This is a genomic window from Terribacillus saccharophilus, from assembly GCF_002272075.1.
In the GTDB taxonomy this organism is placed as follows: Bacteria; Bacillota; Bacilli; order Bacillales; family Amphibacillaceae; genus Terribacillus; species Terribacillus saccharophilus_A.
The window spans coordinates 163,715-188,072 of record NZ_NPBJ01000016.1; the positions used below are offsets into that span (position 1 = coordinate 163,715).

The 24,358-nt window shown below is 45.0% G+C and carries 23 protein-coding genes; 2 read left to right on the top strand and 21 right to left on the bottom strand.

Going from position 1 to position 24,358, the window contains the following annotated elements; all coding sequences use genetic code 11:
* Positions 1-20: 20 nt before the first annotated feature.
* On the top strand, positions 21-692 hold the full coding sequence (locus CHH48_RS09070) for an O-methyltransferase (RefSeq protein WP_095218820.1): 672 nt from the start codon (positions 21-23) through the stop codon (positions 690-692).
* A 438-nt stretch (positions 693-1,130) separates the two neighbouring features.
* Here CHH48_RS09070 and CHH48_RS09080 read toward each other — a convergent pair whose 3' ends face one another.
* From CHH48_RS09080 to CHH48_RS09130, 12 genes are all read right to left on the bottom strand, one after another.
* Positions 1,131-1,520 (bottom strand): hypothetical protein, encoded by a 390-nt coding sequence (locus CHH48_RS09080; RefSeq protein ID WP_095218822.1) that lies wholly within the window; start codon positions 1,518-1,520, stop codon positions 1,131-1,133.
* A gap of 46 nt (positions 1,521-1,566) precedes the next feature.
* Positions 1,567-2,997, bottom strand: a complete 1,431-nt coding sequence (gene gatB, locus CHH48_RS09085; protein WP_095218823.1) for an Asp-tRNA(Asn)/Glu-tRNA(Gln) amidotransferase subunit GatB — start codon at positions 2,995-2,997, stop codon at positions 1,567-1,569.
* Positions 2,994-4,460, bottom strand: coding sequence for an Asp-tRNA(Asn)/Glu-tRNA(Gln) amidotransferase subunit GatA (gatA, locus tag CHH48_RS09090; RefSeq protein ID WP_095218824.1), 1,467 nt, complete (start codon positions 4,458-4,460; stop codon positions 2,994-2,996). The genes gatB and gatA overlap by 4 nt, the downstream gene beginning before the upstream one ends.
* Positions 4,461-4,471: 11 nt before the next feature.
* Positions 4,472-4,762 (bottom strand): Asp-tRNA(Asn)/Glu-tRNA(Gln) amidotransferase subunit GatC, encoded by a 291-nt coding sequence (gene gatC, locus CHH48_RS09095; protein ID WP_038558545.1) that lies wholly within the window; start codon positions 4,760-4,762, stop codon positions 4,472-4,474.
* Between the two features lie 256 nt (positions 4,763-5,018).
* The gene (locus CHH48_RS19515; RefSeq protein ID WP_170937628.1) at positions 5,019-5,156 is read right to left on the bottom strand and encodes a hypothetical protein; all 138 of its coding nucleotides are present in this window, start codon (positions 5,154-5,156) and stop codon (positions 5,019-5,021) included.
* Positions 5,157-5,170: 14 nt separating this feature from the next.
* Positions 5,171-6,436 (bottom strand): helix-turn-helix domain-containing protein, encoded by a 1,266-nt coding sequence (locus CHH48_RS09100; RefSeq protein WP_095262654.1) that lies wholly within the window; start codon positions 6,434-6,436, stop codon positions 5,171-5,173.
* A 218-nt stretch (positions 6,437-6,654) separates the two neighbouring features.
* Positions 6,655-7,869, bottom strand: coding sequence for a CamS family sex pheromone protein (locus CHH48_RS09105; RefSeq protein ID WP_095218826.1), 1,215 nt, complete (start codon positions 7,867-7,869; stop codon positions 6,655-6,657).
* A 13-nt stretch (positions 7,870-7,882) separates the two neighbouring features.
* Positions 7,883-9,889: an NAD-dependent DNA ligase LigA gene (ligA, locus tag CHH48_RS09110; RefSeq protein WP_095218827.1), complete on the bottom strand. Its 2,007-nt coding sequence runs from the start codon at positions 9,887-9,889 to the stop codon at positions 7,883-7,885.
* A gap of 14 nt (positions 9,890-9,903) precedes the next feature.
* Positions 9,904-12,123 (bottom strand): DNA helicase PcrA, encoded by a 2,220-nt coding sequence (pcrA, locus tag CHH48_RS09115; protein ID WP_095218828.1) that lies wholly within the window; start codon positions 12,121-12,123, stop codon positions 9,904-9,906.
* Positions 12,124-12,136: 13 nt separating this feature from the next.
* Positions 12,137-12,826, bottom strand: coding sequence for a heptaprenylglyceryl phosphate synthase (locus tag CHH48_RS09120; RefSeq protein WP_095218829.1), 690 nt, complete (start codon positions 12,824-12,826; stop codon positions 12,137-12,139).
* 139 nt (positions 12,827-12,965) lie between these two features.
* Positions 12,966-13,958 (bottom strand): Gfo/Idh/MocA family protein, encoded by a 993-nt coding sequence (locus CHH48_RS09125; RefSeq protein ID WP_095218830.1) that lies wholly within the window; start codon positions 13,956-13,958, stop codon positions 12,966-12,968.
* A gap of 14 nt (positions 13,959-13,972) precedes the next feature.
* A complete protein-coding gene (locus CHH48_RS09130; RefSeq protein WP_095218831.1) occupies positions 13,973-14,275 on the bottom strand; it encodes a YerC/YecD family TrpR-related protein in 303 nt (100 codons plus the stop codon).
* Between the two features lie 165 nt (positions 14,276-14,440).
* Here CHH48_RS09130 and CHH48_RS09135 point away from each other — a divergent pair, with 165 nt between their 5' ends.
* Entirely contained in the window at positions 14,441-14,665 is a 225-nt protein-coding gene (locus CHH48_RS09135; protein WP_095218832.1) for a YgaP family membrane protein, read from the top strand.
* 38 nt (positions 14,666-14,703) lie between these two features.
* Here the strand turns inward: CHH48_RS09135 and purD are convergent, their stop codons facing one another.
* The 9 genes from purD to purC are packed head-to-tail and all read right to left on the bottom strand — an operon-like array spanning position 14,704 to position 24,348.
* A complete protein-coding gene (gene purD, locus CHH48_RS09140; protein ID WP_095218833.1) occupies positions 14,704-15,957 on the bottom strand; it encodes a phosphoribosylamine--glycine ligase in 1,254 nt (417 codons plus the stop codon).
* A gap of 18 nt (positions 15,958-15,975) precedes the next feature.
* The gene (purH, locus tag CHH48_RS09145; protein ID WP_095218896.1) at positions 15,976-17,505 is read right to left on the bottom strand and encodes a bifunctional phosphoribosylaminoimidazolecarboxamide formyltransferase/IMP cyclohydrolase; all 1,530 of its coding nucleotides are present in this window, start codon (positions 17,503-17,505) and stop codon (positions 15,976-15,978) included.
* 2 nt (positions 17,506-17,507) lie between these two features.
* Positions 17,508-18,080: a phosphoribosylglycinamide formyltransferase gene (gene purN / locus CHH48_RS09150; protein ID WP_095218834.1), complete on the bottom strand. Its 573-nt coding sequence runs from the start codon at positions 18,078-18,080 to the stop codon at positions 17,508-17,510.
* Complete coding sequence (purM, locus tag CHH48_RS09155) at positions 18,077-19,102, bottom strand: phosphoribosylformylglycinamidine cyclo-ligase (RefSeq protein ID WP_095218835.1); 1,026 nt, start codon at positions 19,100-19,102, stop codon at positions 18,077-18,079. Before purM ends, purN begins: the two co-directional genes overlap by 4 nt.
* 10 nt (positions 19,103-19,112) lie before the next feature.
* Positions 19,113-20,525 (bottom strand): amidophosphoribosyltransferase, encoded by a 1,413-nt coding sequence (gene purF, locus CHH48_RS09160; RefSeq protein WP_095218836.1) that lies wholly within the window; start codon positions 20,523-20,525, stop codon positions 19,113-19,115.
* Positions 20,501-22,723, bottom strand: coding sequence for a phosphoribosylformylglycinamidine synthase subunit PurL (purL, locus tag CHH48_RS09165; protein ID WP_095218837.1), 2,223 nt, complete (start codon positions 22,721-22,723; stop codon positions 20,501-20,503). The genes purF and purL overlap by 25 nt, the downstream gene beginning before the upstream one ends.
* Entirely contained in the window at positions 22,707-23,390 is a 684-nt protein-coding gene (gene purQ / locus CHH48_RS09170) for a phosphoribosylformylglycinamidine synthase subunit PurQ (RefSeq protein WP_095218838.1), read from the bottom strand. Before purQ ends, purL begins: the two co-directional genes overlap by 17 nt.
* Complete coding sequence (purS, locus tag CHH48_RS09175; protein ID WP_095218839.1) at positions 23,387-23,638, bottom strand: phosphoribosylformylglycinamidine synthase subunit PurS; 252 nt, start codon at positions 23,636-23,638, stop codon at positions 23,387-23,389. The genes purQ and purS overlap by 4 nt, the downstream gene beginning before the upstream one ends.
* The gene (gene purC / locus CHH48_RS09180) at positions 23,635-24,348 is read right to left on the bottom strand and encodes a phosphoribosylaminoimidazolesuccinocarboxamide synthase (RefSeq protein WP_095218840.1); all 714 of its coding nucleotides are present in this window, start codon (positions 24,346-24,348) and stop codon (positions 23,635-23,637) included. Before purC ends, purS begins: the two co-directional genes overlap by 4 nt.
* Positions 24,349-24,358 lie beyond the last annotated feature (10 nt).

Genomic DNA, 24,358 nt, shown 5'->3' on the forward strand with positions numbered 1-24,358 from the left:
AAACAGAAGAAGAGGAGGAGATGAAACGTTTGGAAAACAAATGGAGCGACGTAGATACCGTGTTTTTGAATAGCTTGCTGCCTGCTGAGGAGGATCATAATTATGTACTGAAAGTAAATCGAGAAGCAGAACTGCCTCAGATCGATGTATCCCCATTACAGGGAAAGCTGCTGCATCTGCTGGCCAAAATCAGAGGAGCTAAGCGCATCCTGGAAATTGGCACTCTTGGCGGCTATAGTACTATCTGGCTTGCAAAAGCCCTTCCCGCTGCTGGAAAACTGTATACCCTGGAAGCCAATCCCTATTTTGCTGAAGTAGCACGCAGCAACATCGCAACAGCTGGGCTGGAGAATAAAGCAGAAGTAGTCGTCGGCAATGCAATTGATACACTGCCTGAACTCTATAATGAGCTGAAAAATGTTTTTGACTTCATCTTCCTCGACGCCGATAAACAAAGCTATCCAGATTATTTGAAATGGGCTACCAAGCTAGCTGCTCCAGGAGCAGTTATTGTTGCCGATAATGTAGTCCGCGAAGGCGAAGTAGCCAATGTGCAAAGCACAGATGAACGTGTCCAAGGCGTACAGCAGTTTCTGAAACTGCTTTCCGAAGAACCTCGTATTGAAGCTACAGCTGTGCAGACTGTAGGAAGCAAAGGTTATGACGGTTTTATTCTCGGATATGTTAAATGAGCCGAATGGGCGCTTCCTTTCTTTCAAGCGCCCATTCGTTTAAATGAAATTTTCGCTCAGCCAAGACTTGAGCCGTCCACCATATTCTCAGTAAACTGATGATTGACTTCGTTATAAATATCAAAAGTAACGTTGGGACTGCTGCAGTGCGAGTAATAAGCATATTGCCAGAGGAATCCAGTATTTGATCACTATCTCCATGCATAAGCAATACAGGTTTATCGCTATACGTATATTGAATCGTAGGTTTCAAGCTTATATTCTACCAAAACTTGAAGCAATTAGAAGTTGGTATTAAAAACTTCAATACATACTAAAAATCCCGTTAAAAGGCGGGGATTTCTAGTTAGCGTTTATTCATTTTCGTGGTCAATATTTTGTGATCATCTTCTGGCCAGCTGCCAGTATAGAATTAAGAAGCCACTTTTAAATTTGATCTCATCTAAATCTTATTTCTATAGACTGAGGTTCAGATTCTGCTCCAATAACATGAACAACTGCATGTTGATCATCTTCCCAGACTACATTTACGTTTGATTTATTAAGGGGTGCACCATCATTCCCTACTGAAATATCTTTATGTCTCCAACCATAGCGTACACGGGCTTTAGAGAAACCGAACAAAAAGGGTTCGCCTTTTTCATACACTTGGATGTCATTATATCCATTCGGTGATTCACTATCTACAAGAAGTGTCTTTTTGAATTCCAGCGGGTACATAATTAGTCCTATTGGCAGGATGAGTGTCAACAAGATTGCAACCAAACATCCCCAACGTTTTTTTCTTTTCGTCTTCTTTATTTCATGCTGTACGTCCAATTCATCCATTTTGTCACCTCTGTAAAAAAAGCCCCTGCATCGCAGGGGCAATTTATTAGCGCTTATTCATCTCCGCAATAAGGATTTTGTTTACCATTGGCGGGTTGGCTTGGCCTTTTGTCTGTTTCATGACTTGGCCGACTAGGAAGCCGAGTGCACGGTCTTTCCCGTTCTTGAAGTCAATAACAGACTGTTCATTCTGATCAAGGATGCTTGAGATGATTTCAGTCAGCTGGCCTTCATCAGAGATTTGGACAAGTCCTTTATCTTTTACGATCTTTTCTGGATCGCCACCGTTCTCAACAAGCTCAGCGAATACTTTCTTCGCCATCTTAGAAGAGATAGTGCCATCTTCGATCAGTGTGATCATTTTCGCTAGTCCTTCTGGAGTCAAGGCGATATCAGCAAGATCTTTCTGCTGCTTGTTCAAGTATGCAGAAACCTCACCCATCAACCAGTTGGAAGCAGCTTTAGGATCAGCTTCAGCTTTCAATGTTGCCTCGAAGAAGTCGGACATTTCAACGCTTAGCGTCAATACCATTGCATCATATGCAGGTAAGCCAAGCTCGTTCACATAGCGGGCTTTACGAGCATCTGGAAGCTCAGGGATGGATGCACGGATGCGTTCCTTCCAAGCGTCGTCAATATACAATGGTACAAGATCTGGCTCTGGGAAGTAACGGTAATCGTCAGAACCCTCTTTAATACGCATTAAGATTGTCTCTTTTGTAGACTCATCATAACGGCGAGTTTCCTGCAGGATTTCTCCTCCAGCAAGCAAGACCTTCTGCTGGCGTTTTTCTTCGAACTCTAGGCCTTTTTGAACGAATGCGAAGCTGTTCAAGTTCTTCAGTTCTGCTTTTGTACCAAATTTCTCTTGTCCAATTGGACGAAGCGAGATGTTGGCGTCACAGCGAAGGGAACCTTCTTCCATTTTCACATCGGATACACCTGTGTACTGAATGATATTACGAAGCTTCTCAAGGTAAGCGTAAGCTTCTGCCGGTGTACGAAGATCTGGCTCGGACACGATCTCAATCAATGGTGTTCCTTGACGGTTATAATCGACAAGGGAGTAGCCATCGCCTGTGTGAGACAGTTTCCCAGCATCCTCTTCCATATGAATACGTGTGATACCAATTTTCTTTGTATAACCGTCTACTTCAATTTCAATCCAGCCATTCTCTCCGATCGGCTGATCGAATTGAGAAATCTGGTAAGCTTTCGGGTTATCCGGATAGAAGTAGTTCTTCCGGTCAAATTTTGTATGTGTCGCGATTTCACAGTTCAGTGCCATCGCTGCTTTCATAGCAAAGTTTACTGCTTCTTTATTTAAGACAGGAAGCACACCTGGGTACCCAAGGTCGATTGGGTTGGTGTTTTCATTTGGTGCGGCACCGAATGCATTTGGGCTCGGACTGAAAATCTTAGATTTCGTTTTCAGCTCCACGTGTACTTCGAGTCCGATGATAGTTTCGAAATTCATCCTTTTACGCCTCCCAATGCCGGTTTCTGTTTGTGATGATCTGTCGCTTGCTCGAATGCGTGAGCAGCGCGATAGATCGTCGCCTCATCAAAGTGCTTCCCGATGATTTGCAAGCCGATCGGCAGCCCTTCACTTGAGAATCCGCAAGGCAAGGAGATTCCTGGTACGCCTGCAAGGTTTACAGGGATCGTTAGGATATCAGTTGCGTACATTGTCAATGGATCTTCAACTTTTTCGCCAACTTTGAAAGCAGGAGTAGGAGTTGTTGGTCCAACGATGACATCATAGTCCTCGAACACTTTATCAAAGTCGTTTTTAATCAATGTACGTGCTTTTTGTGCTTTTTTATAATACGCATCATAATAGCCGGAGCTAAGAGCGAACGTACCAAGCATGATGCGGCGTTTTACTTCTTCACCGAAACCATCGCGGCGGGAATATTTGAACACATCGACCATGTTTTCCGCTTGTGTAGAGCGAACACCATAGCGGACGCCATCAAAACGCGCTAAGTTAGCAGATGCTTCAGAAGAAGACAGCAAGTAGTATGCTGCTACTGCGTAACGGGAGTGAGGCAGGGAAACTTCTTCCCAAGTTGCGCCAAGATCCTCATATACTTTTAGTGCAGCTTTGATGGATTCGCGAACTTCATCAGAAACGCCTTCCCCAAGATACTCGGAAGGTACGGCAATGCGTAAACCTTTAACATCTTGTTTCAAAGCTTCTGTGTAGTTCGGAATTTCCACATCTGCACTTGTAGAATCCATTTCATCATGACCTACGATTGCTTGCAGCAAGTGCGCGTTATCTTCAACCGTACGAGTCATCGGTCCGATCTGGTCAAGAGATGATGCGAATGCAACAAGACCGAAACGGGATACAAGACCGTATGTAGGCTTCAAACCGACTACGCCACAGAATGCAGCTGGTTCACGGATGGAACCACCTGTATCAGATCCTAGGGAGAAGAATACCTCTCCTGCAGCTACAGCAGCTGCTGATGCACCGCTGGATCCGCCAGGAACATAATCTGTATTCCAAGGGTTACGTGTTGTGAAATAAGCGGAGTTCTCATTGGAAGAACCCATCGCAAATTCATCCATGTTCAGTTTACCGATTGTAACAGTTTTCTTATCCTTTAGCTTGGAAACAACTGTCGCATCGTAAAGCGGATCTGTGAAATTATCAAGGAACTTACTCGCACAAGTTGTACGAAGACCTTTTGTTACGATATTATCCTTGATACCGATAGGAATACCGAATAGCGGGTTGTCGCCACCCTGCTCGTCCAATTCCTTAGCAGCTGCACGTGCATTTTCTTCATCAAGCGTCAAGAAAGCCTTCACTTCATCGTCTACTTCCTTAATACGCGCATAGGAAGCATCCACAAGATCCGTTACCGTGATCTCTTTGTTATGTAGCTTTTCCTGCAATTCTTTCAATGTATAATCAAACAAAGACATAATCTTCCTCCTCAGTCCAAAATCGACGGCACACGGAACTGGCCATTTTTCTGATCCGGTGCATTTTTCAATGCATCCTCCCGGTCGATCCACTTGCGCGCTTCATCCTCACGCATAACGTTCTTTAAATCAAGCACGTGTGTCGTAGGCTCCACGTTATCAGTATCAAGCTCATTCAAAAGCTCGGCATACCCGATAATCGCATCAAGTTCCTTCGTCATTTTTTCTGCTTCTTCATCAGTAATTGCAAGACGCGCCAAATGCGCTACATGCAACACCTGTTCTTTCGTAATCTCTGACATACTGTCACCTCCGGAATTCACCTTACATGTATATAAAAATGATCATAGCAAAAGGAGCTGCCGTAAAGCAACCAGACTATAACATATAACTATTTTAGCACGTTTTTCCCTCTAAACGAAACTAAGCACAATAAAAAGAAAAAGCCCGCCTTATCCGAAAATAAAGCGGGCAATTGAGGGTCTTACTTAAGGGAAATAGTACATGATGTATTTATTCGGCGAAAAATTGGATTCTCCTTCTTAAGAAAGTATATTTTTAAAAATCCACTAATTTAATTGTTAGTACGCCAGGAGTAGCCTCTGACATTGCCACGTTACCCAAGTTATTGCTTCCTACAATTGCACTAACTCCCAAAACCGCAATCAGACTAGTTACAACAAGTAGTTTTTTCATAATAATTCGCTCCTTTATACTTTTAAGAGTTTTTGATAATTAAGACTCGCCATCTTATAATAGTTGGCAGCATTCTTGTACTTCTTTAATTTTTCGAAGTGTTCCCCTATCATATTCGAATAGGTGACGATATTAGCATAATCGCTTTTTTCTTCTAAATATGGCAAAAACTCATTAATTATTGTATGTTCAAGTTTATTATAATCTTGATATATAGCATATTTATATACGTCCATCTCTAGTTTAAACAACTTCTTGCTATGAGCCGGCAATTCTTTAACTAGGGAATAATTTTTTTCTAAAACCATCTTTGCTTCATCGATTCTTTCACTATTATAATACTCTTTAATTAAGGAAATAGTAGTTGTTATTTGAGTTGTTGTGAAGTTACTTCCCATCTCATATGCTTTTTCTAGATATTTAATGGCTTCATCACTTTCACCTAAAGTAGAGTGTAGATACCCTAAGTTATGATTCGAAAGTTGAATCACTTCTGAGTTCTCAGTTATCTCCCCAAGATGTTGTGCTAAATTATATTGCTTAATTGCCATATCGATCATATGCACTCTACGGTAACAAATACCTAAAATAATATGGCACTGAGCACACCGGACAAAATTATAATTCTGCCTGAAAACATCAAGTGCTTTATTCGCATATTCGATTGATTTCAAATCGTTGATCAATCTAGTATGCGTTACTGCAAGCGTATAATGAATATCAGCTATATCTGTTTCCGCTAATTCAATCTTCTTAATTAAAGCCTCTGCCATCTTGTAGAACTGAAGAGCTTTAACGTTATCGTCTTCATAATTTTGATAATAATTACCTAAGTACTTATTCCAAAAAAAGCTTTGTCTAGTATCAAATGAATATTCCAGATTTGTAAGCTTTTCGATTTGTTCTTTAGTTTTTTCGTTTTCATTTCTAAGTAGATAGTATCTGATCTTATGAATCTCAAAGAGTATCTCGTAGTCAGAATTACTATTCTTGAATAATTGCTCTAATTCTTGGTACTTTGCGTCCCGTTCTTCTCGACTATGCGCATCATAAAGAAGCGCAAACCATTCCTCAGCCTTTTCCTTTATCATATCCTCGTTCTCCGCGTTAAGCTGGATTCCGAGTCGTTCGCATAATAATGCGATGACTTCTGGGCTGGCATCAGTTTTCTGGTTTTCGATTTTGGACAGGTAGGATTCTGAAACAATGCCCGCTGCTAGGTCTTCTTGCGTCATATTTTGCTTGATTCTATGTAGTTTAATTAAAGGGCCTATTTCCATTTGGGCTACACCTCGAAACATAGTTATTTCTTTCTGCGTAAGAGCTTGTGCCCAAGACCATTGCTGGGATGTGTTCCTGCTTTTATTCTAACACATCCCAGCTTTAAGTATATTGGGAAAGTAGGGATTGAAGCATGTGCTTCACTACCTATTTTCTGGTGATACTTTCCTAGTCTTGTCTAATAATGCAATTTTTTGTCTCTTTTTGTATGGCTGCTTTAATTAAGGATGTAAACTTCCGGTTCTTTGGTATCATGTTCCCTCGTAATGATTGCTTCTGTCTGATCATTTGAGGTGATGTTTATTTCGAGGTCATAATAGTTCGGGAAGATATCCATGATCTGGCTGTATGCATATTGTGTAAAGGCAACTACTTCAGCATTTCCTTCGAATTGAATCGGGATATCAATAGTCAGCTTCTTAAGTTCGTCATTTTGGTAGAATCCTCTGCCGACCATTCCTGTGTAATTCGGGAAGAAGCTTGCCACTTTTGTCGTGAAAGCGGAAATATATTGACTTTCATCTGGGTAGTTTTCATTTGCATCATCCGAAGGGAACAAGACGTTCTTCTCGTCGATCTTATCCCAATCTCCGACTGAGCTGCTGCCTTTATCTACAGTAGTTTCAGCAACGAAGCTACCTGGCACGACAGATTCCTTCTTAGCTTCCTGGTAAACTGTGATATGAATTGGAACGTCACTTAAGCCGTCAATGCTGCGCATTCTTTCGACAATCTTTTTAGACATTTCATTCGCCTGCGCGAGCATCTTATCCTCTGGAATTTCTTCACGGTAAGGACCTTTTCCGCCAGTCGTAAATTGGTATTCCGACTTCATCGCAAGTGCAATGGAGACTCCGCCCAGCTTAATATCACCGTTATCATCCTCGATCATATAATCCTGCTCCAGGATGTGCGATAGATACTTCGGATTATCACGGAAATCCTTCTCCGATGCTTTATCTTCATTCAGCTCCGGATTAAGCCCGAGCTCCTTCGCTTTTTCATCGTCGGTAATTTCGCCCTTATCGTTCTCTTGTGCTTTGGCATAACGACCAATCCAACTATATAGCGTATCACTATCGAGCATTTGTCCTTCACGGAAATAATATTCATCTGGACTGAATACGTCCTTCGAATGATTGCGAAGCCCTTCTTCGACTTCATCAATATCCAAACGGTTGGCAATTTGGTTAATAATTACTCCGCGAGCTGCACTAGTCTCATAGTTGACGACGCCTTTAGATTTGCCGCTCTCATAAGGCAGCAATACTTTGTACTCTTCGTCAGAGAAATTATAGCTCGAAACGACGGACGTTTTTTCCCCGCCATCTGCCGTTTCCTGCTTTACTTCTTCTTCCCCGCCGCCAGACGGTCCGCAGCTTGCCAGCAATACGAGTGCTCCTATAGATAGAACACCTGCTAATCTTTTCATGTGTTTCTCCTCTCTATTCCTGTAACGCTTCAATCAAACGTGCTTCATCCCATATCTCTATACCGAGCTTCTCTGCTTTTTCATATTTTGAACCGGCATCCTCGCCAGCAATCAGCAAATCAGTTTTCTTACTGACACTACCTGTGACAATACCGCCGAGTGCTTCGATTTTCTCTTTCGCCTCTGGCCTTGTGAGAGCCTCCATTTTCCCGGTCAAAACAATGGTTTTGCCGCTGAAGATGCTATCACTTGTTACTTCCTGTGGCTTGATGCCTTTATAGGTCATATTGACGCCTACAGCTTTTAGTTCTTCTATCAGCTGAGTTACTTTGTCTTCTTGGAAATGCTGATAAATGGAGTCAGCCATTTTTTCTCCGATTTCATCAATAGCAACAAGTTCCTCAACAGTTGCCTGCTGCAATCTGTCAATTGTTTCGAAGGCTTGTGCTAATGTTTTCGCAGCTTTCGCTCCGACAAAGCGAACACCTAGCCCGAATAGCAAGCGCTCCAGCGAATTGTCCTTAGACGCTTCAATTGATTTAAGCAGATTATCAGCCGATTTCTCGCCCATACGCTCCAGATCAAGTAAAGCATCCCGATCAAGTTTGTATAAATCATCAATCGTATGCACCAATTCAGAACGGTACAGTTGGATGATGACCTTCTCCCCAAGTCCATCAATGTTCATGGCATTCCGGGAAACAAAATGAATCAATCCTTCGACAAGTTGTGCCGGGCAGTTAGGGTTGATACAGCGAAGAGCCACTTCTTCTTCCAAACGCACAGTTTCACTGCCGCATTCCGGACAGTGCTCTGGCATATGGAATTCCTTTTCCTCTCCTGTACGCGCATCTGTAACGACACGGACAACCTCTGGAATAATGTCACCGGCCTTTTTAATGACAACCGTATCTCCAATACGAATATCCTTCTCGCGAATCAGATCTTCATTATGCAGAGTTGCTCGCTGTACCGTCGTTCCTGCCACTCGGACAGGTTCCAGCAATGCTGTCGGGGTGATGACACCAGTACGCCCGACATTAAGCTCGATATCATAAAGCTTTGTGGTCACTTCCTCGGCTGGGAATTTATACGCAATTGCCCAGCGCGGTGTCCGAGCCGTGAAGCCAAGTTCATCCTGCTGTTCACGCTTGTCCACCTTGATTACAATACCATCGATTTCGTAGCTTAGGTCGCGTCGTTTGGCGCTCCATTCCTCGACATAAGCGAGCACTTCTTCGATTGTCTGGCAGCGACGGCGTTCTTTATTTGTCTTGAAGCCTAGCTGCTCCAAGTAGTCGAGCAGCCCGCTATGTGAATCCAGATTATTGGTCTCCCATTGCCCGGAACCATAGAGGAATACGTCCAAATTACGACTGGCAGCAATCTTCGGATCAAGCTGACGCAAAGAGCCGGCTGCAGCATTACGTGGATTCGCAAAAGGCGCTTCGCCGTTTTCTTCTTTTTGGGCATTCAGTGCTGCAAATGATTTTTGCGGCATAAATGCTTCTCCGCGCACTTCGATTGCTTCCTCTAAATCAATTCGAAGCGGGATGCTGCGAATTGTCCGTAGATTCTGGGTAATATCCTCACCAGTTGTCCCATCGCCGCGTGTCGCTCCTTGGACGAACTCTCCATTTTCGTAACGGAGAGAAACAGCCAGGCCATCTATCTTCAGCTCACAGATGTAAGAGTAGTCATCGGTTTCCAAGCCGTTTCGGACACGCTTATCAAAACTTCGCAAATCTTCTTCATTAAATGCGTTGCCCAAGGATAGCATCGGCACGCGGTGCTCTACCTTGTTGAATGCTTCAAGCGGTGCAGCGCCGACACGCTGCGATGGAGAATCGTTTGTGACAAGGTCAGGAAATTCTCCTTCGATATCAAGCAGTCGTTTCAGGGTCTGATCATACTCAAAATCAGACACCTGCGGATTATCAAGGACGTGATAATCATAATTATATTGATTGAGCTTTTTGCGCAAATCTGCAAGCTCTAAAATCGCTTCATCTTTGTTCATGCTTGCCACCTCGGTTAAGCTTTTGTGATCGGTGCGAATGAAGCAAGCAGTCGTTTGATTCCAACAGGCGCAGGGAAGGCGATATCAAGTTCCATCGCTTCTCCTTCTCCGTTGACCTTAACTACTGTTCCTTCGCCCCATTTCTTATGAACGGCCTTGTCACCAGGTCCCCATCCGAGCGCGTCTGCTCCAGATTTAGGCTTTGGTTTACGGACGATACGTTTTTGCTCTTGGGGTTTAGCTGGTTGACGACTGTTTCCAAGTCCGAATGGGTTTTGTTTTGTTTCTTGTATACCTTCTAGCAATTCACTTGGAATTTCACCGATAAAGCGGCTGACAGAGTTCATATTCGTCCGTCCGAACAATGTCCGCATTTTGGCATTCGTAAGGAATAACTCCTCTTCTGCACGAGTGATGCCGACATAAGCAAGACGTCGCTCTTCTTCCATCTCTGTCTCATCCATCTGGGAACGGCTATGCGGGAATACGTTCTCTTCCATTCCAATCAAGAACACAACCGGAAACTCAAGTCCTTTGGCACCATGCAGCGTCATAAGGATGACTTTATCATCGCTGGATGGATCTTCATCCATAGAATCGATATCCGCAATCAGCGCAAGATCTGTCAGGAAAGTAACCAGTGTTTTATCTTCACTCGTCTGCTCGAAGTTTTTTGTTACTGTCTTGAACTCTTCTAAGTTCTCAAGTCGGCTCTGTGATTCAATGCTTCGTTCTGCCTTCAGCATCTCCTCATAGCCGGAACCTTCCAGCACCTGCTCGACCATATCGGTCGCAGTCAGGAAATCAGTCTGCTTGGCCCAGTTGCTGATCATCGCTCCAAACTCACTTAAAGCATTTGCAGCTTTAGCACTGACGCCAGTGAAATCAACTTCTTTAAGCGTATCAAACAAAGAAATCTCGTGTTCGTTTGCATATGCCTTCAGTTTTTCGATCGATGTTTTACCGATGCCGCGCTTCGGTTCATTGACTACACGCTCAAAGCTGATGTCATCATCCGGATTTGCAATCAGACGAAGATAAGCCAACATATCCTTAATTTCTTTACGATCGTAGAACTTCGTGCCGCCGATCATTTGATACGGAACACCTGCTTTTACAAACGTTTCCTCAATGGATCGGGACTGGGCATTCGTCCGATAAAGAATCGCAATATCGCGGTAATGCCGTTTTTTCTCCATCATAACCATTTCTTCGATTTTCTCTGTTACATATAACGCTTCATCACGCTCAGTAGCTGCTTGGTAATAACGCAGCTTTGAACCATCGATATTGTCTGTCCAAAGATTTTTCGGTTTGCGTCCTGAATTGTTGCCAATTACTTTGTTAGCTGCATCCAGTATTGTCTTTGTCGAGCGGTAGTTCTGCTCGAGCATGACGACCTTCGCGTTCGGATAATCCTTTTCAAAAGAAAGGATATTCGTAATGTCTGCACCCCTCCAGCGGTAGATGGATTGATCGGAGTCCCCGACTACACAAAGGTTTTTATAACGGGAAGCTAGCTGGTTTACCAGGCGATACTGCGCGTGGTTTGTATCCTGATACTCATCCACGTGGATGTACTGGAAACGACGCTGGTAATATTGCAGCACTTCCGGCACCCGGTCAAATAGCTGTATTGTCTGCATGATCAAGTCATCAAAATCTAATGATTGATTGCGACGCAATGTCTTCTGATACAGGTCGAATATTTCGGCTACTTTTCTTTCGTAGACACTTCCTGCTTCCTTACTGTATTGATCAGGTGTGATCAGTTCATTCTTCGCTGAGCTGATGGCACCGAGCATTGCACGCGGATCGTATTGCTTCGGATCAAGGTTAAGCCGTTTGAGCGCTTGCTTGATCACAGAAAGCTGGTCGCTTGTATCCAGTATCGAAAAATTGCTATTGTATCCTATTCTGTCTATATCACGCCGTAAAATGCGTACACACATAGAGTGAAAAGTCGAAACCCAGATCTGAGAACCTTCATCTCCGACTAATTTGTGTACACGTTCCCGCATTTCGCGAGCTGCTTTATTTGTGAAGGTAATCGCCAAGATACTGCGCGGCGACACTTCCTTCTCTCCAAGCAAATAGGCAATTCTGTTCGTCAGCACGCGAGTTTTACCGCTTCCCGCACCTGCCATGATCAAAAGCGGCCCTTCGGTATGCTTAACTGCTTCTGCTTGTTCTTTATTTAAACCATTTATTAAATCATTCGCCAATCGGCTCATGTTTGCACCGCCTTTATTTCTTTCCTTTTACTGCTCTCACTGTCTTCAGAGCAGCCTTTATATTATCATACACGCTATTTCCGACAATAATCACATCAGCATATTGCTTCATCTCCGCTGCTTGCTCTGGTGAAACGATACCGCCTCCATAGAATAGCAGCGTGTTTGAAAGCTGATCTTTCACCTTTCTGACAAGTGCAGGATCAGCATATGCTCCGCTGTTTTCCAGATAAAAAATCGGGAGCTTGTACATATGTTCCGCCATATAAGCGTAAGCAACCGTATCTTCTTCAGTTGGCAGCTCACATTGCGTGTGGGTGAAAACCTTCGCTTGCGGATTGATGACACAATAGCCTTCCATCATGATTTCATCCCAGTGCATCATATCCCGATACGCTTTGACTGCTTCATGATGCTGCCCCATGACCCATTGCTTGTCCTTGCTGTTCATCACCATCGGCACATAATAAAAATCGAAGCCAGGTGTCAAAGCTTCCATCGTGCTGATCTCCAGAATGACCGGAACTGTGTGACGTCGTATCCGCGCGAGCAAATCGAGTACACCATCCAGAGTTACATTGTCTGTACCGCCGACAATGATGGCATCCGTACCGGACTCACAGATTTTCTCCAAATCTTCATCGCCTATTTCCTTGGCTGGATCGAGTTTGAATATATGTTGCCACTCTTTCATGTTATACACGTGCATATCCTCCATTACTTGCTTGCATAACGTTCATTATAGCAAAAATCGACTGGATAATTTAGTGGTTAGGGCGAGGAAAATACGAAGAGTTTGCGAATGAAGAAAGCCCGGCAACCGATTGCCAGGCTTCATTGTGTCATTGGATCCGATCAGCTGGGTAAATCAAGCCAAACTGACTTCGCGCTTTCTCCATAATTTCGGCTACAGATAGTGCCAGTTCATGTGTATTGATACTTGATTCCCGCTTGCCTGTTTGAATCAGGTTCACGAATTCCTCTATTTCATATTTCATGTTATGGTCGTTATCCTGCGGACCGCTGATGGTATCCTCTGTGCTGTCATGATATTGGATCGTAACATCCTCAAAATGTCCAATATGATCGATCCGAATCGTCGCATCTTCTCCTTGAATCTCAGAAGGCAACGTAGAGCTGGTAATTTTCGAATAGTAAACAAGCGCCTCCATACCTTCATACGTCAGCGTTATTGTTGCTTGGCCATCCACACCGGACTCAAGCAAAGTTCCGCTCGCCTTGATTTCCTTCGGTTTGCCGAACAAAGCAACAAGTGGATACAAGCAATAGATACCGATATCCATTGTTGCACCATTACTAAGTTCGGGATTGAACGCATTCAGAATCGTCCCTTGCCGGTAAGCATCGTAGCGGGACGAGTACTGACAAAGCTGTGCCACATAGCGGCGCACAGGTCCTATTTTCTCAAGATGCTGCTGAACGGCATGGAAATTCGGAAGAAACGTCGATTTCATCGCTTCCATCAGTAAAACATCGTGCTGCTTTGCTGTTTGAATGAGGTCCTTCACTTCAGCAGTATTTGACGCCAGCGGCTTTTCACATAAAACATGAACACCATGCTGCATGAAAATCTTGGCTTGTCCCGCATGCAAAGCATTCGGACTCGCAATATAAACTGCATCGATTTCCCCGCTCGCCGCCATTTGTTCAATGTCGATGAACGTATGTACTGCTTTATGCTTGCTGGCGAATTCTTCCGCCTTTTCAAGCTTTCGAGAGTAGACAGCCGTCAGCTCGAAATTATCGACCTTTTTACTTGCTTCTAGAAATATTTCTGTAATCCAGTTCGTTCCGACCACACCAAAGCGTACCATCCAATGTCAGCTCCTTATTCTTCTGGTTTTTCTTCCAAACGCTCAAGAACCGTATTATAGCCGTCGTTCCCATAATTAAGGCAGCGTTTCACACGGGAGATCGTTGTCGTCGATGCGCTCGTTTCCTGAACGATTGCATGATACGTCGCTCCATCACGCAGCATCTTCGCCACTTGGAGGCGTTGTGTAAGCGATTGTATTTCGCTGATTGTCGCAATATCATCAAAGAAGCGATAGCATTCCTCGACATCGTTTAATGAAAGTATTGCTTGAAATAATTCATCTAAATGCTCACCACGGAGCTTATCAAGCTGCATACAGCTTCCCTCCCCCATACGCACGTATGTGCTTCTTCCTTATCCCTTATGATACATCATCTCGACCCATTTGCGTAATACGATGCGCATTGGAATTTTTATACTAGCATAAACACCTGATATAGCAGGAAAAATAGAGTTAATAAAGGAAAGGAGTGCATAAGGTTGAAACCGAATATGGGAATAATCCAGGCAATGATTCGAATTGCGGCTGGCGTCAGCATGGTCGGGTATGCCACTGCTGCACTTGTCACAAAACCGAAGCAATTAACTGCCCATTTGACTTTGCTGGCAGGCGCCATCAAGATCGCTGAAGGTATTGTGCGCTACTGCCCAAGCATGACTCTGATCAATCAATTTCGCCAAAAACAGGATTCTCAAGGTGAATAAAAAAGAAGAACTGGCCCGTATACCAGTTCTTCTTTCCTTTATTTCCCGAATCCAATATCAGTCCGATAATGGAAATTTGGATTACTTTTAAAGATGGTAAGTCCTGTTTTGACACTTTCCACCGCATCCGTACGATTATGGTGTACAGAACCGATGAACAAGATACGTCCTCCGTTCGAAACATAACCTTCCGCCGTTTTTTCCGTACCGGCGTGAATACAGTACACGTCCTGCGGCAGTTCTGATAAGTCAGGAATCGGAAGCTGCTTGTCATAGCTTCCCGGATAGCCACTTGCAGCAATAACAGTACCTGTAGCATAAGCATCCTTCCACGTCAGCTGAGGATTGTTACCAGCAGTAACATCCCGCATTACTTGCAGCAAATCATTTTCCAACAATGGTAAAATGACCTGTGTTTCAGGATCTCCGAAACGGGCATTGAATTCAATTACTTTCGGTCCGTCTGTTGTTTCAATAAGTCCTGCGTACAAAACACCAGTAAAGGAACGGTCTTCTTTTACAAGTCCAGCAGCAGCAGGCTTCAGAATTCGTTCGATTGCTTCATCAATCACACTTTGCTGCAGATCAGGGATCGGAGCATAGGCACCCATGCCGCCTGTATTCGGTCCTTGGTCATTATCGTAAACGCGCTTATGATCACGAGCAGGCACGAGCGGATAGACATCTTTACCATTCACGAAAGCCATAAGTGAAAATTCCTTACCGTCAAGGAAATCCTCAATAATAACAAGGCTTCCCGCTTGGCCAAACTGGTTATCGACCAGCATGCTTTCTACAGCTTCATTTGCTTCCTCAACTGTGTTGGCAACGACAACGCCTTTACCTGCAGCAAGACCATCTGCTTTCACAACAATTGGCGCACCTTTTTTCGCAATATAATCCTTTGCTTTCTCTGCGTCAGAAAAAGTCTCACTTGCAGCAGTCGGGATAGCATGTACACGCATAAAGCTTTTAGCGTAATCCTTGCTTCCTTCAATCAAAGCAGCTTCCTTCGTAGGTCCGAATACGTTTAGGTTTTCCTGCTGAAAAGCATTGACGACACCTGCAAGCAAAGGAATTTCCGGGCCGACAAATGTCCAGTCGATTTGTTCTTCCTTTGCAAAATGGACAAGGTCATCTACAGCTGTTACATCAATTGGCACACAAGTTGCTAAATCGGCTATACCGCCATTACCTGGTGCTGCGTACAATGCCGTTATCTCGGTACTTAAAGCTAGCTTTGCGACGATACTATGCTCGCGGCCGCCGCTGCCTATCACAAGAACTTTCACAACGTCTCCCCCTGACAATTAGTGCTTAAAGTGGCGCATATCTGTGTAGACCATGGCAATGTTGTGCGCATTACATACAGCTACAGAATCTTCATCTCGTTTAGATCCGCCTGGCTGGATGACCGCTGTCACGCCAGCTTTAATAGCTGCTTCTACTGTGTCTGGCATCGGGAAGAAGGCATCCGATGCCAGCACCGCTCCTGCTGCTTTTTCACCAGCTTGTTCCAAGGCAATTTTAGCTGCTCCAACTCTATTCATTTGACCTGCACCAACACCGATTGTCTGATCATCTTTTGCGATTACAATCGCATTCGATTTTACATGCTTCACAACTTTCCAGGCAAAGAGAAGATTTTTCATTTCTTCCTCTGTCGGCTTACGATCAGTCGCTACAGTAAGTTCTGCTTCCGTAATAGCACCTGCATCATAATCCTGCACAAGCAAACCGCCGCTTACGCTAACGACCTTTTTCGGCTGCTGAATTGCATCTGCAGCAAGCTCCAATAGACGGATGTTTTTCTTCTCTGTCAATAAAGCCAATGCTTCTTCTGTGAAGCTCGGCGCAATGACAATCTCAAGGAAGATTTCCTTCAGTTGCAATGCCGTATCTTTGTCGACTTCACCATTCAAAGCAACAATGCCGCCAAAAATAGATGTCGGATCTGCTTCGAATGCTTTTCGGAAAGCATTCGAAATAGTTTCTCCGATACCAACGCCGCAAGGGTTCATATGTTTGACTGCTACTGCGGCAGGCTCTTGGAATTCCATGACGATTTCAAGTGCCGCATTGGCATCCTGAATGTTGTTGTAAGAAAGCTCCTTACCATGAAGCTGCTTTGCATTTGCAATAGAAGCTCCTTTGACGATTGGGTCTTTGTAGAATGCTGCTGCCTGATGCGGGTTTTCTCCATAACGTAAGGATTGAACTTTTTCATATGTGAGCGTTAATGTTTCCGTATCATGCTCTTCATTCAATTCGGCAAAATAACTTGCTATCATCGCATCATAATTCGCTGTATGGCGGAAAACCTTACCTGCTAATCGGCGTTTTGCTTCATAAGAAAGCTCACCCTGTTGTAAAGCAGACAAAGTTGCGTCGTAATCTTCTGGATCAACTAGAACAGTGACACCAGCAAAGTTTTTAGCTGCTGAACGAAGCATTGTCGGTCCGCCAATGTCGATGTTTTCAATTGCATCCGCTTCCGTAACGCCTGGTTTTTCAATTGTATTTTTAAACGGATAGAGATTTACCACGACCAAGTCGATTGGCGTTATGTCACGCTCTTTCAGCTGCTGCATATGGCTTTCATCATCTCTTCTAGCTAACAAACCACCGTGAATGGCTGGATGCAGAGTTTTCACACGTCCGTCCATGATTTCATCAAATTTCGTCACGTCAGACACTGCTACAGCTGGAATACCTTCTTCCAGCAGCTGTTTCAGAGTGCCTCCAGTCGAAATGATGTCATAATTCAATTCTGCTAAACCTTTAGCAAATGGGATGATTCCTGTTTTATCTGATACGCTGATTAACGCACGTGGCATTATAGTCATTCCTTTCTATCGCGTTCTTTGAGTATGTACGAAATCGTTTCCGGATAAAGACGGTGCTCAATGGCTTGGATTCGTTGATGCAATGTGTGATGTGTATCTTCTTCCAGTACTGGAACTGCTTCTTGGGCAATGATGTTTCCCGTATCCATTCCCGCGTCAACGAAATGGATCGTCACGCCGCTCACTTTCACACCTGCTGACAAAGCCTGCCCAATGGCATCCTTGCCGGCAAATGCAGGCAGGAGCGATGGATGGATGTTCAGGATCCGCTCTGGATATGCTTCGAGCAGTGTCGGCCCGATCAAACGCATATAACCTGCAAGAAAGATCCATTCTATATGCTTTTCCTGGAGCTTAGTAAGAATAGCTTGTTCATAGGCTTGTTTATCTTCAAAGGTTTTCGGGTCACAGACAAAAACCTCTGCGTCCCACTCTTTTGCTTTGCTTATAACAGGTGCTTCCGGTTTATCACAAACAAGCAGCTGGATTGTGCAAGGTAATTCCGAAGCCTGCACAATCGCTTCTGCGTTGCTGCCGCTGCCAGATGCAAAAATAGCAGCTGAAATCATGCGGTAAACTCCACGCCTGTCTTATCCGTTACTTCACCAATGATCCAGGCTCTCTCGCCTGCTTCTTGCAGGATTGTCATCGTCTCTGCCGCTTCTTCCTGAGATACGATTAGTGCCATGCCGATTCCTGTATTGAAGACACCGAGCATATCCTCGAAGACTAGCTGTGCTTTTTCCATTAGGAATTCATAGACAGCCGGCAGCTCCCAGCTTCCAGTCTGAATGCGAACACCTAGATCCTCGGGCACTGCGCGCGGCAGGTTCTCATAGAAGCCGCCGCCAGTAATATGAGAGATACCATGAATATCGATTTTCTCTTGGACAGCACGCACTGCTTTCGAGTAAATTTTGGTCGGCTCAAGCAAGATTTCTCCTAAAGGACGATCAAATGGTGCGTACACCTCGTCCAGGCTCAGTCCATGCTGATCGATCAGACGTCGCACGAGGGAGAAGCCATTGGAATGCAGGCCACTTGAAGCAATACCGATAATGCTATCTCCTGCTTTAACATCTGCACCACTAATTAGCTTTGACTTTTCTCCGATACCAACGACAAATCCAGCTAAATCATATTCTTCTGCTCCGTACATACCTGGCATTTCAGCTGTCTCGCCCCCTATCAACGCCGCACCTGCTTCGACACAGCCATCAGCAATACCTTTCACGATCTGCTCGATCTTCTCCGGTTCATTTTTGCCGCAGGCAATGTAATCAAGGAAGAACAACGCTTGTGCGCCTTGAGCGATGATATCATTCACACACATAGCGACAAGGTCGATTCCGACTGTATCATGCTGATCCATATCAATAGCAAGCTTCAGCTTCGTCCCAACTCCATCCGTTCCGGAAACAAGCACCGGTTCTTTATAAGAGAAAGACGACAAGTCGAACAGTCCGGCAAACGCGCCGACACCGCCGATCACTTCCGGACGGTTCGTACGGTTGATATGTTTTTTCATTAAATCTACTGCGCGATAGCCTGCTTCGACATCCACGCCGGCTTGTTTGTAAAGTTCGCTCATGCTTGCCCTCCTAACATTTATACGCCGGAAGTACTGTATCCGGATAGATTTCAGTTGGATAGTTTCCTGTAAAGCATGCTTTGCAAATACCATGTGTCATCGTGTCGTTGTCTCCGACGATGCAATCTTCCAGACCTTCGACAGTCAAGAAAGACAGGGAATCTGCTTCAATCAGCTCCCGCATCTCCTCAATGCTGTGGTTAGCAGCAATGAGCTCAGATGTTGTCGATGTATCAATACCGTAGAAGCACGGATTTTGAATCGGAGGAGAAGCGATTCGCACGTGCACTTCTGTTGCACCCGCTTCTTTCAGCATCCGGACGATCCGTTTGCTTGTCGTCCCGCGCACGATAGAATCATCGACCATAACTACGCGTTTACCTTCGACAATCCCGCGTACAGCCGAAAGCTTCATTTTGACGCCTTGTTCACGAAGCTCCTGCGAAGGCTGGATAAAAGTACGGCCGACATAACGGTTTTTAATTAAACCAAGCTCGTATGGAATGCCAGAAGCCTCGGAAAATCCGATAGCGGCAGAAATACTTGAATCAGGTACACCTGTTACAACATCTGCTTCAATTGGAGCTTCCTGTGCGAGCATTTTACCTGTTTTTTTACGGGAAGCATGAACATTCTGGCCGTTCAAATTAGAATCTGGACGGGAGAAGTACACATACTCCATGGAACAAAGCGATCTTTCAAGAGTGGAAGAAAAACGCTGCGTATGAAGACCAGCATCGCTGATCGTTATCAATTCGCCTGGCTCCACTTCACGTACATATTCCGCACCTGTTACATCAAAAGCACACGTTTCAGAGGAAACTACCCAAGCGTCACCAAGACGACCAAGTGACAACGGACGCAATCCCTTCGGATCGACTGCCACAAACAGCTGCGTTTCGGTAAGGATTGTAAGGCTATACGCGCCCTTGACCATGCTGAGTGCTGATTTGATTGCATCTTCCAATTCTATCTGCCCGCTCCGTTTGATCAAGTGGGCGATCACTTCTGTATCAGAGGATGTTTGCAAAATGCTTCCCTGTGCTTCCAGCTGCTGTTTCAGTCCGTATGCATTGACGAGGTTTCCATTATGCGCGATTGCCAGACTATCTTTCTGGGAGCGGAACAGCAATGGCTGTACGTTCTCATAGCCTCCTCCGCCAGCAGTAGCATAGCGGACATGACCGATAGCAGCATCGCCGTTCAGCTTGTTGAATTGTCCTTCCGAAAATACATCATTGATCAGACCGATTCCTTTATGCAAATGAAGGTTTTCCCGATCAGTCGTGACAATACCTGCTCCCTCCTGCCCGCGGTGCTGCAGGGCATGAAGGCCATAGTACGTTACTTCTGCCGCTTTCTCATGTCCCCAAATCGCAAAGACGCCGCATTCCTCATTCAAGCCTTTGATTTCAGCAAGCATGGGATAGCTCCTTTCCAAAGTGCCTCGAGTGTTGGTACTGCTTCTGAGATGATAGATTGCCCGTCTTGTTCTACAGCAAGCTCTGCTTCTTCTGTAACCAAACCTATTTGCTTCGCTCCTGGGACTGCCTGTTCAAAAGCTGCCTGGTTTTCTGAAGAAACTGTCAAAAGAAAGCGTGACTGTGATTCACTGAAAAGCGCTGCCGTCACATCACCGTCGATTGTTACTTTTGCGCCAAGCTCTGTACCAAACAGGCTTTCCGCCAATGCAACACCAAGTCCGCCCTCTGCAAGGTCATGCGCAGACGCCACAAACCCTTGCTGGATGCTAGCTAGAACTGCTTGTTGATTGCTTGCTTCCACATCTAGATCGATAGCAGGTGCTTTGCCGTAATAACGTCCTTCGAGCACATTCTGCAGCTCGCTTCCGCCGAATTCAGCCTTCGTTTCACCTAGTAAATAAATAGCATCGCCAGCTTGTTTGAATTGGCTTGTCGTTACATGTGCCAAGTTCTCTACTAAGCCAACCATTCCGACAATCGGTGTCGGGAAAATCGCTTGCTGGTTGGATTCATTGTAAAGCGATACGTTACCACTGATAACTGGCGTTTCCAAAGCTAGACATGCGGCGCTCATACCATCGACGCTCTTTTCCATTTGCCAGAAATTCTCTGGTTTATCCGGGTTTCCGAAGTTCAAGCCGTCTGTCAGTGCAAGCGGCTTCGCACCAGAGCTGATGATATTTCGAGCTGCTTCAGCCACGGCAATTTTGCCGCCGGTTTCTGGATCCAAGTAGATATAGCGGGAGTTACAATCTGTCGTCATCGCTATTGCTTTCTCTGTTCCTCGCACACGCACGATTGCAGCATCACTTCCAGGTGCGACTACTGTACTTGCACCAACCATGGAATCATATTGATCATAAACATATTCCTTGCTGGCAATTGTCGGCTGCTGCAAAAGCTGCTTCAGCATCGCTGCATGGTTCATGACAGCTGGAGTATAATCTATAGTTTGGAATTCTGTGTAATAGCCAGGTACCTTTGATTCTTTGTAATATACCGGTGCATCTTCTGCTAGGCTGTCAACTGGAATTTCTGCTGCAACTTCACCGTGATGTAAAAGACGGAACTGCTTATCATCCGTTACAGTACCTACAGCAACAGCTTGTAGTCCGTATTTTTCGAATACTTCGATGATGCCCTGCTCTTGGCCTTTCTTCACGACAAGCAGCATACGCTCCTGAGATTCGGAAAGCATCAATTCATATGGTGTCATATGCTGTTCACGCTGCGGAACAAGGTCAAGGTTCATTTCCATACCCATACCAGCTTTACTTGCCATTTCACTTGCACTAGATGTCAAACCAGCTGCGCCCATATCCTGGATACCGACAAGCGCTTCATGCTGAATCACTTCCAAGCATGCTTCGATCAAAAGTTTTTCCATGAATGGATCTCCGACCTGTACGGAAGGACGTTTTGATTCGGATTCTTCACTCAAATCTTCTGATGCAAACGTCGCACCATGGATACCATCACGGCCAGTCGGAGCACCTGCGTAGATAACGGTATTACCGACACCAGCAGCAATCCCTTTTTGAATATCCTTTTGGTCGATCAAACCAACACACATCGCATTTACAAGCGGGTTGCCTTCGTAGCTGTCATCAAACTGGATCTCGCCGCCAACAGTCGGAACACCGACACAGTTTCCGTATCCAGCAATACCGTGGACAACTTCCTCAAGCAAATATTTAACACGCGGTGTAGTCAGGTTGCCGAAACGCAAACTATTCAACAGCGCAATTGGTCGAGCTCCCATAGAGAATACGTCACGAATGATACCGCCGACACCTGTAGCTGCACCTTGGTAAGGCTCGACAGCAGACGGGTGATTATGACTCTCGATCTTGAACACAACCGCTTTGTCATCCCCGATATCAACGATTCCGGCACCTTCACCTGGTCCTTGCAGGACATGCGGACCCTCCGTCGGGAATTTACGCAATAATGGCTTGGATGTTTTGTAGCTGCAATGCTCTGACCACATAACCGAGAAAATGCCTGTTTCCGTAAAATTCGGCTGTCTGCCAAGGATATTCTTAACAGATTGAAATTCCTCATCTGTCAAACCCATATCCCGATACAGACGGTCTTGTTCGATTTTTTCCGGACTGATTTCAGCTTGTTGTAACATACATTTCCCTCCAGTGTTGTAGTACGGATTGGAACATTGCCAGCCCATCACTTGAACCGAGCAGATCCTCAACAGCTCGTTCCGGATGCGGCATCATACCTAGCACATTACCTGCTTTATTGACGATCCCGGCTATATCAAACCGAGAACCGTTCGGATTGTTCTTGTAAGTAAAAACAATCTGATTATTTTGCTTCAACTCTTCCAGTGTTGCATCGTCGCAGTAGTAATTTCCTTCACCGTGAGCGATTGGAATTTGAATTTGCTGGCCTTTCTCATAGCCGCTTGTGAACATCGTATCGTCTCTTTCGACAACGAGTGTCTCATAATGGCACATGAACTTCAGCTTTTCATTTCGCAGCATTGCACCTGGCAGCAAGCCTGTTTCCAATAAAATCTGGAAGCCATTGCACACACCAAGGACTGGTGTACCAGCTTCAGCTTTAAGCTTGATTTGGTTCAAGACATTGGAGACAGATGCGATCGCGCCGGAGCGAAGATAATCACCGTAGCTGAATCCCCCTGGAAGCAAGATAGCATCATAGTCTGCCAGATTCGCATTTTCATACCATACTAGATCGACTTCTTCTCCTAAACCGTCCTTGACCGCATGGTACATATCCCGGTCACAGTTGGAGCCTGGAAAAACGATGACAGCAAATTTCACGAGCGTATGCCCTCCTCGACTGTATAGCTGTATTCCTCCATGACAGGGTTGGCAAGAAGCTTATCACACATACGCTGTACTTCCAGCGCGACATCAGCTTCATCCGGCAGCGTCATTTCGATGTACTTACCGACACGAGTTTCTGCTACATCTGGGAATCCATTCGCCTGCAATGCTTCCTGAACAGCCTTACCTTGCGGGTCTAAAACCCCTTCTTTCAGTGTGATAAAGATTTTTACCTTTTTCATTTTGCTGCCTCCAGTCGATTTAAGATTGCATCATATACGTCGATCAAGCTACCAAGGTCTTCTCGGAATACATCCTTGTCCATCTTGCCGCCATTCTCCTTATCCCAAAGCCGGCATGTATCTGGGGAAATTTCATCTGATAGAATGATGGAGCCGTCTTGATCACGGCCAAATTCTAGTTTGAAATCAACCAGCTGCAGGCCGACTCTATCGAAGAACGTCTGCAGCTGCTGGTTGACTTCCAATGCTGCTTGTTTAATGAAGGCAAGCTCCTCCTCATTCACATCCGTCAGCAGTAATGCGTGTGCATCATTGATGATCGGATCATCCAAGCTATCATCCTTATAGTAAAGCTCTGTCAAAACGGGTTGGAAAACTGTCTTTTCCGGAATACCAAGCCTTCTTGTAATGCTTCCTGCTGCAACATTCCGAACGACTACTTCAAGCGGTACAATCGTCGTCTTCTTTACTAGCTGCTCCGTTTCACTGAGCGGCTTGATAAAGTGCGAGGATATGCCCTGCTCTTTCAAGTACTCGAAGATATGGGTAGAGATAAGATTGTTGTAACGGCCTTTTCCTTCAAAGCTTGCTTTCTTCTTACCATTAAATGCTGTTGCATCATTTTTATAAGACAGCACGAGCTCTTGCTCATTTTCGGCTGATTGAAACACTTGCTTGGCTTTTCCTTCGTACAGCAATTTTCCTCTCACGTTCTCCACC